This is a genomic window from Microbacterium sp. SL62, from assembly GCF_026672635.1.
In the GTDB taxonomy this organism is placed as follows: Bacteria; Actinomycetota; Actinomycetes; order Actinomycetales; family Microbacteriaceae; genus Microbacterium; species Microbacterium testaceum_A.
In genome coordinates this window covers 2,210,466-2,221,984 of record NZ_JAPPRM010000001.1, presented here as the reverse complement: position 1 = coordinate 2,221,984, position 11,519 = coordinate 2,210,466, and the positions used below count along the sequence as shown (strand labels likewise).

At 70.6% G+C, this 11,519-nt stretch carries 14 protein-coding genes; 10 read left to right on the top strand and 4 right to left on the bottom strand.

From position 1 onward, the window contains the following. Positions 1–276 (bottom strand): DUF4031 domain-containing protein, encoded by a 276-nt coding sequence (locus OVA26_RS10610; RefSeq protein ID WP_056231145.1) that lies wholly within the window; start codon positions 274–276, stop codon positions 1–3. A gap of 214 nt (positions 277–490) precedes the next feature. Here OVA26_RS10610 and rplU point away from each other — a divergent pair, with 214 nt between their 5' ends. The 10 genes from rplU (at position 491) to OVA26_RS10560 (ending at position 8,502) form a co-directional block, all read left to right on the top strand. Next, on the top strand, positions 491–799 hold the full coding sequence (gene rplU / locus OVA26_RS10605) for a 50S ribosomal protein L21 (RefSeq protein ID WP_055836929.1): 309 nt from the start codon (positions 491–493) through the stop codon (positions 797–799). 18 nt (positions 800–817) lie between these two features. Further along, the gene (gene rpmA, locus OVA26_RS10600) at positions 818–1,078 is read left to right on the top strand and encodes a 50S ribosomal protein L27 (RefSeq protein WP_055836932.1); all 261 of its coding nucleotides are present in this window, start codon (positions 818–820) and stop codon (positions 1,076–1,078) included. A 94-nt stretch (positions 1,079–1,172) separates the two neighbouring features. Beyond that, positions 1,173–2,717, top strand: a complete 1,545-nt coding sequence (obgE, locus tag OVA26_RS10595; RefSeq protein WP_268104064.1) for a GTPase ObgE — start codon at positions 1,173–1,175, stop codon at positions 2,715–2,717. Then, the gene (gene proB, locus OVA26_RS10590) at positions 2,714–3,559 is read left to right on the top strand and encodes a glutamate 5-kinase (RefSeq protein ID WP_074695029.1); all 846 of its coding nucleotides are present in this window, start codon (positions 2,714–2,716) and stop codon (positions 3,557–3,559) included. Before obgE ends, proB begins: the two co-directional genes overlap by 4 nt. After that, positions 3,556–4,815, top strand: coding sequence for a glutamate-5-semialdehyde dehydrogenase (locus tag OVA26_RS10585; protein WP_268104063.1), 1,260 nt, complete (start codon positions 3,556–3,558; stop codon positions 4,813–4,815). Before proB ends, OVA26_RS10585 begins: the two co-directional genes overlap by 4 nt. A 50-nt stretch (positions 4,816–4,865) precedes the next feature. Continuing rightward, on the top strand, positions 4,866–5,090 hold the full coding sequence (locus OVA26_RS10580) for a hypothetical protein (protein ID WP_056231158.1): 225 nt from the start codon (positions 4,866–4,868) through the stop codon (positions 5,088–5,090). Positions 5,091–5,100: 10 nt separating this feature from the next. Then, entirely contained in the window at positions 5,101–5,697 is a 597-nt protein-coding gene (nadD, locus tag OVA26_RS10575; protein WP_074695027.1) for a nicotinate-nucleotide adenylyltransferase, read from the top strand. Next, positions 5,694–6,785: a hypothetical protein gene (locus OVA26_RS10570; protein ID WP_268104062.1), complete on the top strand. Its 1,092-nt coding sequence runs from the start codon at positions 5,694–5,696 to the stop codon at positions 6,783–6,785. Before nadD ends, OVA26_RS10570 begins: the two co-directional genes overlap by 4 nt. Further along, positions 6,782–7,162: a ribosome silencing factor gene (gene rsfS, locus OVA26_RS10565; RefSeq protein ID WP_056231168.1), complete on the top strand. Its 381-nt coding sequence runs from the start codon at positions 6,782–6,784 to the stop codon at positions 7,160–7,162. The genes OVA26_RS10570 and rsfS overlap by 4 nt, the downstream gene beginning before the upstream one ends. 92 nt (positions 7,163–7,254) lie before the next feature. Continuing rightward, complete coding sequence (locus tag OVA26_RS10560) at positions 7,255–8,502, top strand: LCP family protein (protein ID WP_268104061.1); 1,248 nt, start codon at positions 7,255–7,257, stop codon at positions 8,500–8,502. 7 nt (positions 8,503–8,509) lie between these two features. Here OVA26_RS10560 and OVA26_RS10555 read toward each other — a convergent pair whose 3' ends face one another. From OVA26_RS10555 to OVA26_RS10545, 3 genes are read right to left on the bottom strand one after another with little or no spacing between them, the layout of a single operon-like run. Then, complete coding sequence (locus OVA26_RS10555) at positions 8,510–9,442, bottom strand: TAXI family TRAP transporter solute-binding subunit (RefSeq protein WP_268104060.1); 933 nt, start codon at positions 9,440–9,442, stop codon at positions 8,510–8,512. Beyond that, positions 9,439–10,827, bottom strand: a complete 1,389-nt coding sequence (locus OVA26_RS10550) for a sensor histidine kinase (protein ID WP_268104059.1) — start codon at positions 10,825–10,827, stop codon at positions 9,439–9,441. Before OVA26_RS10550 ends, OVA26_RS10555 begins: the two co-directional genes overlap by 4 nt. After that, a complete protein-coding gene (locus OVA26_RS10545) occupies positions 10,824–11,480 on the bottom strand; it encodes a response regulator transcription factor (protein ID WP_268104058.1) in 657 nt (218 codons plus the stop codon). Before OVA26_RS10545 ends, OVA26_RS10550 begins: the two co-directional genes overlap by 4 nt. Positions 11,481–11,519 lie beyond the last annotated feature (39 nt).

Below are 11,519 nucleotides of genomic sequence, written 5' to 3'. Positions count from 1 at the left end.
TCAGGGGCGAGGGCGCCGCTCGCGTGCGGTGATCCGCAGTCCCGAGGCGCGCAGACGCCGCACGAGCTCCTTGCCGCCGACGTGCTCCGCCCCCGCGCGGACGAGGTCGGCGTGACGCTCGTCGGGCACGTCATAATGGTCGAGGTCGAACGCGCGGCGCGGGATTCCGGCCGCTGCGGCAAAGGCGTGCAGTTCGTCGAGATCGCTGTCGCTGACCAGGTGAGCCCACAAACGTCCGTGCGCGGGCCACTGGGGATCATCGATCAGGATTGCCATTCCGCGATCCTACGGTCGACACGCGGGTCGAATGCTTTTGCCGGATGCCTCCGGGTGAGCTAAACTTGACCCTTGGTGCGTCGCGTCCACTCCTGACAGGAGCGTGACCCCGCGGGCTCTGCTCGCCGGATCGCACCGAGACTTGGGTCGTCAGACCCTCCCGACGTCATCAGACAACCGGAGCTCCGCGCTCCCGAACGAAAACAGGTGTGAAGTGGTTTACGCAGTTGTGCGCGCCGGCGGCCGCCAGGAGAAGGTCCAGGTCGGCACGGTCGTCGTGCTCGACCGCCAGAAGGCGAAGATCGGCGAGAGCATCCAGCTGCCCGCCGTCCTGTTCGTCGACGGCGACGCGGTCACGACCGACGCCGACAAGCTCGCGAAGGTCTCGGTCACGGCCGAGGTGCTCGGCGAGGAGCGCGGTCCGAAGATCGTGATCCAGAAGTTCAAGAACAAGACCGGCTACAAGAAGCGCCAGGGCCACCGTCAGGACCTCACGCGCGTCAAGATCACCGGCATCAAGTAAGAGCCAGGAGACGCAGAGATGGCACACAAAAAGGGCGCAAGCTCCACCCGTAACGGTCGTGACTCCAACGCACAGCGCCTCGGCGTGAAGCGCTTCGGCGGCCAGGTCGTCCTCGCCGGCGAGATCATCGTCCGCCAGCGCGGCACGCACTTCCACCCCGGCGCCAACGTCGGCCGTGGTGGCGACGACACGCTGTTCGCCCTGGCACCCGGTGCGGTCCAGTTCGGCGCGAAGGGCGGCCGCAAGGTCGTCAACATCGTCACCGCAGCAGCGGAGTAATTCCCGCGCTTCGGCGCACGAGGGGGTGGGCGGCTGCCCACCCCCTCTTCTTTTTTCGAGTCGGCTTCGCCGGCCACACCCGGAAGGACCCGCCATGGTCACCTTCGTCGACCGCGTGACCCTGCACCTGCGTGCAGGAAAGGGCGGCAACGGCTGCGTCTCGGTGCGCCGTGAGAAGTTCAAGCCGCTGGCCGGTCCCGACGGCGGCAACGGAGGCAGCGGCGGCGACGTCGTGCTCGTCGCCGACCCGCAGACCACGACCCTGCTGTCGTACCACCACTCGCCGCACCGCTCCGCGGGCAACGGCGGGTTCGGCATGGGCGACCACCGCTCCGGTGCGCTCGGCGAGGACCAGGAGCTTCCGGTGCCGCTCGGCACGGTCGTCAAGGACGTGGACGGAAACGTGCTCGTCGACATGCTCACCCCTGGGATGCGCTTTGTCGCCGCTCCGGGCGGTCTGGGCGGTCTGGGCAACGCGGCGCTGTCGTCTCCGAAACGCAAGGCACCCGGTTTCGCCCTGCTCGGAACCCCGGGATACGAGGGCGACATCGTCCTCGAGCTGAAGACCGTCGCCGACGTGGCGCTGGTCGGTTTCCCTTCCGCCGGCAAGTCGAGTCTGATCGCCGCGGTCTCTGCCGCGCGCCCCAAGATCGCCGACTATCCGTTCACGACGCTGCACCCGAACCTCGGTGTCGTGCAGGCGGGCGACGCGCGCTTCACGATCGCCGACGTGCCCGGACTCATCGAGGGCGCCAGCGAGGGCAAGGGCCTGGGCCTGGAGTTCCTGCGCCACGTCGAGCGGTGCACCGCTCTTGTGCACGTCCTCGACTGCGCCACTCTCGATCCCGGCCGCGACCCGCTGAGCGACCTCGACATCATCCTCGCCGAGCTCGCGGCTTACCCGGTTCCCGAGGGCCAGGTTCCGCTGCTCGACCGCCCGCAGATCATCGCCCTGAACAAGGTCGACGTCCCCGAGGCGCACGAGCTCGCCGACTTCGTGCGTCCGGATCTCGAGGCCCGCGGTTTCCGCGTGTTCGAGATCTCGACCGTCAGCCGCGCGGGCCTGCGCGAACTCACGTTCGCTCTCGGTGAGATCGTCGAGGAGCACCGCCTCGCCACGATCGATCAGACGCCGCCCGAGCGCGTCGTCATCCGCCCCCGCGGCGCCGCGAAGGACTTCACCATCAAGGTCGAGGGCGGCACGTACGGGCCGGTCTACCGGATCCTCGGCGACAAGCCCGTCAAATGGGTGCAGCAGACCGACTTCCAGAACGAAGAGGCCGTCGGCTACCTCGCCGATCGTCTCGCCCGTCTGGGCGTCGAGGATGGACTGTTCCGCGCCGGGGCGGTCGCGGGTGCGACCGTCGTCATCGGCCCCGGCGACGGCATCGTCTTCGACTGGGAGCCCACGCTCACCTCGGCCGCCGAGCTCATGACCGCGCCGCGCGGCACCGACCCGCGTCTCGTGCAGAACCCGCGCCGCACCTCGTCGGAGCGTCGCGAGCAGTACCACGAGCGGATGGATGCCAAGGCCGATGCCCGCGCCGAGCTCGAGGCCGAGCGCCGCGCGGCGCGTGCCGCAGGCATCACCCCCGACGGCGACTCCTCCCGGCTCGAGTTCGAGGACGAGGAGCGGTGACCGCGACGACGCGCGCCGACATCCCCGGCGCGGCCCGCGTCGTGGTGAAGGTCGGTTCGTCGTCGATCAGCGGCGACGGTGCCCACCGCATCGACACGATCGTCGAGGCCCTGTCGCGTGCGCACGGCGCGGGCACCGAGGTCGTGCTCGTGTCGTCGGGTGCCATCGCCACCGCACTGCCCCTGCTCGATCTCGAGGGCCGTCCGAACGACCTTGCAACGCAGCAGGCTGCGGCGGCGGTCGGTCAGAACGTCCTCATGTGGCGCTACCAGACCTCGCTCGACCGCTTCGGTCTGCTCGCGGGTCAGGTGCTGCTGACGGCGGGCGACCTCGAGAACGCCACGCACCGCTCCAACGCGCGCCGCGCGATGGAACGCCTGCTGGGTCTCGGCATCCTGCCCATCGTGAACGAGAACGACACCGTCGCCACCCACGAGATCCGTTTCGGCGACAACGACCGACTGGCCGCCCTCGTCGCCCAGTTGATCGGTGCCGACGTCCTCGTGCTCCTCAGCGACATCGAGACGCTCTTCACGCTCCCGCCCAGCGAGCCCGGCGCCCGACCCATCACCGACGTCGCGTGGGGCGATGACCTGTCGCAGTTCGAGTTCGGCGCGGGAGTGGTCAACGGCGTCGGCACCGGGGGAGCGGCGACCAAGGCGTCCGCGGCCAAGCTCGCCTCGACCGCGGGGGTGGGCGTGCTCGTCACGAGCGCCGACCTGGTGGCATCCGCTCTCTCGGGCGAGGGTGTCGGCACCTGGTTCGCTCCCAATCCCGACCCTGTCACCCTGGCGACCGGCCCCGTGGGCGCCGTGACCCGCGCCGGTACACTGAGCGCATGACCGTGATCGCCGCCTCCGTCGACGAGCGCCTGCGTCTGGCCAAGGACGCGGCGCGAGAGATTGGTCTGCTCGATTCCGCACGCAAGACGGCTCTCCTGCACGCGGTCGCCGACGCGCTCGAGACCTCTTCGTCGGAGATCGTTGCGGCCAACGCCGAGGATCTCGACAGAGGGCGCCACGATGCCATCGGCGAGGCGCTCCTCGACAGGCTGCGTCTCGACGACACGCGCGTGGCCGCCCTCGCCGCGGCGGTCCGCGATGTCGCGGAGCTTCCCGATCCGGTCGGCCGCGTGCTCGACCGCCGGACCCTGCCCAACGGCCTGCAACTCGAGAAGGTCGCGGTGCCCTTCGGTGTGGTCGGGTCGATCTACGAGGCCCGACCCAACGTGACCGTCGACATCGCCTCGCTCGCCCTGCGTTCCGGCAACGCCGTGGTCCTGCGTGGGGGATCGGCGGCGCAGAGCAGCAATGCCACGCTCGTCCGGGTCATGCGCGACGCGCTCTCGCAACACGGGGTGAGCCCCGAGGCCATCCAGAGCGTCGACGACTTCGGTCGAGACGGGGCGAAGGCCCTGATGAACGCGCGCGGGCTCGTCGACGTGCTCGTGCCGCGGGGGAGCGCCGGTCTCATCGAGACCGTCGTCACCGAGTCGACCGTGCCGGTGATCGAGACCGGCGCCGGGGTGGTCCACGTCTACCTCGACGCCACGGCCCGCGACGACTGGGCCCGCGACATCGTCCTCAACGCCAAGACGCAGCGGCCGAGCGTCTGCAACGCCGTCGAGACCGTGCTCGTACACCGCGACGCCGCCGACCGGTTGCTGCCCGAGCTCCTGGCATCCCTCGTCGACGCCGGAGTCACGGTGCACGGCGACGCCGACACGCGCGCGCACGATGCGCGGGTCGTGCCGGCCGCCGACGAGGACTGGTCGCTCGAGTACGGCACCCTCGACCTCGCCGTCCGCGTGGTGGACGACCTCGATGACGCCCTCGCGCACATCCGCCGCTACTCGACCCACCACACCGAGTCGATCATCACCGACGATTCCGCGGCCGCCGATCGTTTCCTCGCTGAGGTCGACTCCGCCGTGGTCCTGGTGAACGCCTCGACGCGCTTCACCGACGGAGGCGAGTTCGGCTTCGGGGCCGAGGTCGGCATCTCCACCCAGAAACTTCACGCCCGCGGACCCATGGGCCTCGCCGAGCTGACGAGCACCAAGTGGCTCGGGCGCGGCGACGGCCAGGTACGCGCCTGACCGCCTAAAATGAGACGCGCGCCTCGCGCAGACCTCTGATCGGAGCACTGATGACTTTCGTCGCACTTCTGGCCCAAGCCGCAGAAGAAGGCGCCCACCACGGTGGCAACGTGCAGGCCCAGACCTTCTGGTACGGCGCCGTCGCGTTCCTCACCTTCGTGGCCCTGAGCCTCGTGACGCTGTCGTACCGCAACGTGTCGAACCGTCACGCGCACAAGGCGGCGGCGTACACCCAGAAGCACGGGACGCCCACCCCCGAGGCACACGGCCACTGAGGCCCACCGTATGTCGGTGACGCGCGCCCCTCGCATCGGGGTCATGGGTGGGACGTTCGATCCCATCCATCACGGTCACCTGGTCGCCGCCAGCGAGGTCGCCCAATCGTTCGATCTCGATGAGGTCGTCTTCGTGCCGACGGGGCGTCCGTGGCAGAAGGACGACGTCACCGAGAGCGAGCACCGCTACCTCATGACGGTGATCGCCACGGCATCCAATCCCCAGTTCACAGTGAGCCGCGTCGACGTCGATCGCGCGGGGCCCACGTACACGATCGACACCTTGCGCGACCTGCAGGAGCAGCGTCCCGGTGCGGAGCTGTTCTTCATCACCGGCGCAGACGCGGTCGCGCAGATCCTCAGCTGGCGCAACCACCAGGAGCTCTGGGATCTGGCGCACTTCGTGGCGGTGTCCCGGCCGGGTCACGTCCTCACGACCGAGGGGCTCCCATCCCAGAACGTGAGCCAGTTGGAGATCCCCGCCCTGTCGATCTCGTCCACAGACTGCCGCGCCCGTGTGCGCCGAGGCCACCCCGTGTGGTACCTCGTGCCCGACGGCGTCGTGCAGTACATCGCGAAGCACCACCTCTACCGGAGCACAGCATGAGCACTCCCGAGAACCCCGAGACTCCCGCGCTGACCCGCCGTCAGTTGCGCGAGCTCCGCCAGACCGGCGCGACGCCCATCATCGTTCCGCAGCCCGAGGGCGAGACTCCGGATGCCGAGACCCCGGCCGCTCCGATCGAGTCGGCCGAGGCGCCGATCGTCGATCGCGTGCCCGAGCGCGGCGCCGACGAGAGCGCGGGCGAGGAGGACGCCGCGTCGGACCACGCCGAGGCCGAGCCCGCGACGCCAGAGCACGAGCCCGCCGTGTCCGAGGAGCCCGCGCCCGTCGAGCAGCGCGACGAACCCTTCGCGCCCGCTCTGCGCCCCGACGCGTTCGACGGGTCCTTCGGCGACGGCGACTTCGGTGTCACCGGTCTCACGCGTCGACAGGTCCGTGCGCAGGAGAAGATCCGCACGGCCGCGGTCCCCGTCATCAGCTCCGACCTCGAGTCGTCGATGTCGCGCCAGAACACCGCTCCGGCACCGCAGGCCGAAGAAGAGTCCGCTCTGCCCGCCATCTTCCGTCCCGCCGCCCCCGACACCGCCGAGAGCCCGATCTCGTCGGACGAGACCGGACCCGGCGCCTCGGTCGTCAACCCCGCGCTCGGCTCCGAGCTGCTGGACGGGGCAAACCCCGAGGTCTCGCTCCCCGCGTCGTTCGATCAGCTCATCTCGCGCAACGCCGCAGCGAGCGGCGCCGTGTCGACCCCGAACGCGCTGATCCTGTCGCAGACCCCCGCCGGCGTTCCTCTGGTCGGTCCCGTCACGGCGACCGGTGAGGTCATGATCACGGGCACGTTCGAGCTGCCCGAGGGTCTGGGCTCGGTCGGTCACGCTCCCGGCACCACCGACGGCCGCGACGCCGACGCCGTGCTCCTCGACGGCGAGCTTCCCCCCGCCTCGTCCCCCACCCCGATCGCGGCGAGTGCCGCGATCAGCACCGTCAAGCAGCCCGGCGAGATCATCCGCCCGCCGGCGCCCGAGAAGGGGAGCAAGCTCCTCATCGGGCTCATCATCACGACCGGTGCTCTCTTCCTGGCGGTGGCCGTCACCCTCGGCCTCGCCTTCACGACAGGAGTCTTCCGATGACAGCCACCGACAACGGTCGCGAGATGGCGCAGATCGCCGCTCTCGCCGCCGACGCGAAGGGCGGCGACGACATCGTCGCGCTCGACGTGTCCGAACCCCTCCCGCTCGTCGACATCTTCCTCCTCGTCACCGGTCGCAACGAGCGCAACGTCGCCGCGATCGCCGACGAGGTCGAAGAGAAGCTCCTCGAGCACGGCCACAAGCGCGTGCGTCGCGAGGGCCGACAGGAGTCCCGCTGGGTCCTGCTCGACTTCGGCGACCTCGTCGTCCACGTCTTCCACGAGGAAGAGCGTGTCTACTACGGCCTCGAGCGGCTCTGGAAGGACTGCCCGGTCGTCCCGATCGAGCTGCCGACCCCGGCGAACGCCACCGACTGACGATCCTGCCGTCGACGCCCTCTGCCCCCCGCGGCAGGGGGCGTTCTCGTTCGTACGCCGGATTCATAGACGCGACAGCGCATGCTGGGTCGGTGTCACCGACTTCGCACCGCGTCCGCCGCAACCGGCGTCGGCTCCTGCTCATCGTCGCCGCCGTCGTCACCACGGCCGTCGTGGGCGCCGTGGCCTTCGTCGCGGTCAATCTCGCCGGCGCGGCCAACGGCATCCATCATTCCGATGCCGAGCTGCCCACCGCCGCTCCGGGAGTCGCCCAAGACGAGGGCGAGCAGAACATCCTCATCATGGGCCTGGACAGTCGGGTCGACGAGGACGGCAAGCCGTACCCCCAGGAGATCTACGACGCGATCCACGCCGAGGACGCATCGGTGGGCGGCTACAACACCAACGTGCTGATGTACGTGCACATCCCCGCGGGCGGCGGGCAAGCGGTCGCCGTGTCGATCCCGCGCGACGACTACGTCGACTACGCGGGCGCTCCCGGTGGGACGAAGAAGGGCAAGATCAAAGAGGCGTACGGGCGGGCTTTCGCCGCGAAGAACGACGAGCTCCGCGCGGCGGGCGTCGCGGAGGACGACGCCTATCAGCAGGCCCGCGACGCCGCACGCACCGAAGAGATGCAGACCGTGTCGCAATTCTTGGGCGGCGTCCCGATCGACCACTTCGTCGAGGTGACGATGGCGGCGTTCTACCGGGTCGCACAGGCCGTCCAGCCGATCTCGGTGTGCCTCAACCACGCGACCGCCGACACCTACTCGGGAGCGGACTTCGTCGCGGGGGAGCAGCAGATCGACGCCGCACAGGCGATGGCGTTCGTCCGCCAGCGTCGCGACACGAAGTACGACGACGTCTTCCTCACCGACCTCGACCGCACGCGCCGTCAGCAGGCGTTCATGGTGTCGCTCGCGCTGAAGCTGCGCGACGCGCAGACCTTCACCGACTTCGGGCGCCTGCAGGACCTGCTCGACACCGCGAAGCAGTACGTGGCCGTCGACAAGGGCTTCGACCTGCTCAGCCTCGCCTCGACGGCTCAGCGCCTCGCCGGGGGAGACGTGACGTTCCAGACGCTCCCGGTCGAGCGCTTCGGCACGGTCGACGGCGAGAGCGTGAACATCGTCGACCAGAAGGCCATCGCGGCTCAGGTCGGTGCCCTGCTCCACCCGGCTCCCGCGGCGACGACGGACCCCGGGACGGATGCCACGCCGGGCCCGACCGATGCGCCCGCGACGAGCGCTCCCGCGGCGTCCCCCTCTCCGACGTCGTCGGTGTACACCGACTCGCAGCAGCCGATGCGCGCGGGGTCGGTGCCCTGCGTGAACTGAGGCGTGCTCAGCCGTACCGCTCGCGGTACCGCAGCTCGGCGGCCGGGTGCAGGGCGATCGGCGAGGTGTCGATGAGACTCGCCGGCGTCAGATATTGGATGCCGAGCGCATCGGGCGCAACGAGCTCGGGGGCGTCGTCGATGAGTGCGTCGACGAGGGCGCGAGCGAGCGAATCGGCGAGCTCGGCGCGCGCGAGCAGGAGGTTCGCGACGCCGATCGTGGGGACGGCCCTGGTGGCGCCGTAGACGCCGGAGGGGATCGTCGTGGCGGCGTACACGTCCGGGAACCGCGCGCTGAGCGCCGCGAGAGCGGGGGTCGTGTCGATCACCGAGACCGGGACCTGCTCGGCGAGGGCGGCGATCTGCGGGGTCGGCACCCCGCCCGACCAGAAGAACGCGTCGATCCGTCCCGCGGCGAGATCGTCGACGGCACCGCGGAACGTGCGTTCCACCGTCCGGGGTCCCGCACCGGTCGACGGGTCGAGTCCGGAGGCGTCGAGCACCCGTCTCGCCGTCGCCGCAGCGCCCGACCCCGGGGCGCCGAGCGACACCGTGCGCCCCGCCAGGTCGGCGAGCCGCGAGATCCCCGCGTCCGCGCGCACGATGCACTGCAGGTAGTTCTGGTAGACGCGTCCGATCGCGACGATGTCGTCCGCGGCATCCGCTGCCGAATCCACCAGCGAGAGCCCGAGGTCCACGCGGCGCTCCCGCAGAAGACGGAGGTTGTCGATGCTGCCCTCGCTCTGCAGCGGCGAGACCGAGACCGCGGTCGACGACGCGGTCGCGGCCGCGAGCAGTTGACCGAACTCGAGGTAGCTGCCGCCCGGCTCGCCGCAGCCGAGGACGAGGGGCGTCGATGCGGGCGTGGAGCACGCGGCGAGCGAGAGGGCGCCGGCACCCGCGACAACCGAGAAGAACGCGCGTCGGGTCAGAGTCGTCACCGCCGCCTCCACTCGAGTCGCGCGGCGAGGCCGCCCCTGGCCGAGCGCTCGAGGTGCAGGGTGCCGCCGGCCGCCCGCATCAGCTCGGCGACGATCGCCAGGCCCAGGCCGGTCCCCGGTGTCGACCGGTGGGCGCCCGCGCGCCAGAATCGGGTGCCCATGCTCTCGAGGTCGGCGTCGGCGAGATGCGCGCCCGAATCGTCGACGCGCAGCGTCACGCCCTCACCGTCGTCGTCCAGGGTCAGACCCACACGGGCTCCTCGCCCGGCGTAGTTGGCGGCGTTGTCGAGCAGCACCTGCACCATCTCGTCGAGGTCCGCTCGGCCGCACGGGACCGCGACGACCGTGTCGTCCGCGTCCTCCAGCGTCACGCCCGCCTTGTCGAGCCGCCACCGGTGCAGATCCCCGAGCTCGGATGCCGACACCCGGCACTCGCGCTCCGCCCCCTCGTCGCGCGCGGCGTCGTACCCCTGCCGCGAGGCCGAGGCTCGGTGCTCGGCGTTCGCGAGTGTCAGCATGCGTTCGACGGTGTGCTCCAGCCGATCGAGGTCGTGGTCGAGCGCGGCAAGGTCGTCAGCGGCGTCCGGATCCCGGGGGAGCGAGTCCACGCGCAAGCGGATGGCGGCCAGGGGAGTGCGCAACTGGTGCGATGCGTCGGCCACGAAGCCGCGCTGCTGCTCGAGCGTGTTCTCGACCTCGTCGGTCATGGTCGTGAACGCCCGGCTGAGCCGGCGGAGCTCGGGCGGCCCGGTCGGACGAAGGGGAACGGGCTCGCGGTGGGCGGTGAGCGCCGCGACCGCCGAATCGAGGGCGCGCACCGGCCGCAGGATCCACCGCGTCCACAGCAACGATGCCCCCATGAGCGCGGAGAGCAGGAGGAAGCCGACGACCGCCACGAGCGCCCACGCGGCACCGACATCGGCCTTCGCGCGTGCGAGGTCGACCTCGATCACCACCACACCGGTCGACAGATCGCCCGCGGCGATGACGGGGACGGCGACCAGTGCGGTGTCCGGCGCCCACGGGGTGACGCGCGGAAGAGACACCTGCGGGATGGCCCGCGACGCCGCCCCGGCGATGGAGCGCACATCGACGTCGGGCGAGAGGCCCCCGGCCGAGGCCACCGCGTCACCGCTCTCGTCGAGCACGAGCACGGCCTCGCCGTACACCGCGTGGAACCGGTCGACGTAGGTCTGCAGGCTCGATGTCCCGCCCTGCACGAGAGCCGTTCGGGCGCGCTGCACGACCTGATCGAGCGACGCCTGGCGCTGCAGGGCGACCTGCTGCGTCCGCGAGTCGGCGATCGACTGGGCGACGGGGATGAGCACCGCGATCACGGCGATGAGCCCGAAGACCAGCAACGGGAGCAGGACGCGCAGCTTCACCCGGCATCCTCGAGGCGGTATCCGAACCCGCGGACCGTCGTGATCGTGACCTCGGGGAGCTTCTGCCGCACCTGGCCCATGTGCACGTCGAACGATCGCGACGACGCCGCGTACGCGTCGCCCCACACCTCGTCGAGGATGACCCGGCGACTCACGACGGTCCCCGCGCGACGGGCGAGGGACAGCAGGATGCCGAATTCGTTGGGCGTGAGCGACACCTCGCGGTGTGCGACGCGGACGCGGCGGGCGTCGACGGCGATCGACACCTGGGAGGTCTCGACGCGCATCGGCTCCTCGGGCGGGCTGTACCGGCGTGTGACGGCGATCAGTCGGGCGAGGAGTTCGTGCAGACGCACGGGCTTGACGAGGTAGTCGTCGGCGCCGAGTGACAGCGCGCGGACCGTCGAGCGTTCGTCGCCTCTCGCTGTCACGACGATCACCGGGATCTGGGTGACCTCGCGCAGGTCGCGGAGCACATCGAGTCCATCGCGATCCTCGAGACCGAGGTCGAGGAGCACCGCCTGTGCGTCTCGGTGACGGAGGAGCACATCGCTGCCGCGTGACACCCGGATGCACGTGTGACCGGCGCGGCCGAGGGCCGAGACGAGGGCCGCGGCGACGGAGCCGTCGTCCTCGGCGACGAGTACGTGCATGCTCCATCGTAGGCATAGGCTCCGCGGCGTCGCGGCCCA

Excerpts from the sequence above, each read along its gene's own strand:
- OVA26_RS10580 (WP_056231158.1), top strand. The coding sequence starts at position 4,866 with ATGACTTTCGTCGCACTTCTGGCCCAAGCCGCAGAAGAAGGCGCCCAC.
- OVA26_RS10545 (WP_268104058.1), bottom strand. The coding sequence starts at position 11,480 with ATGCACGTACTCGTCGCCGAGGACGACGGCTCCGTCGCCGCGGCCCTC.
- nadD (WP_074695027.1), top strand. The coding sequence starts at position 5,101 with ATGTCGGTGACGCGCGCCCCTCGCATCGGGGTCATGGGTGGGACGTTC.
- OVA26_RS10585 (WP_268104063.1), top strand. The coding sequence starts at position 3,556 with ATGACCGTGATCGCCGCCTCCGTCGACGAGCGCCTGCGTCTGGCCAAG.
- OVA26_RS10610 (WP_056231145.1), bottom strand. The coding sequence starts at position 276 with ATGGCAATCCTGATCGATGATCCCCAGTGGCCCGCGCACGGACGTTTG.
- OVA26_RS10570 (WP_268104062.1), top strand. The coding sequence starts at position 5,694 with ATGAGCACTCCCGAGAACCCCGAGACTCCCGCGCTGACCCGCCGTCAG.
- obgE (WP_268104064.1), top strand. The coding sequence starts at position 1,173 with ATGGTCACCTTCGTCGACCGCGTGACCCTGCACCTGCGTGCAGGAAAG.
- rsfS (WP_056231168.1), top strand. The coding sequence starts at position 6,782 with ATGACAGCCACCGACAACGGTCGCGAGATGGCGCAGATCGCCGCTCTC.
- rpmA (WP_055836932.1), top strand. The coding sequence starts at position 818 with ATGGCACACAAAAAGGGCGCAAGCTCCACCCGTAACGGTCGTGACTCC.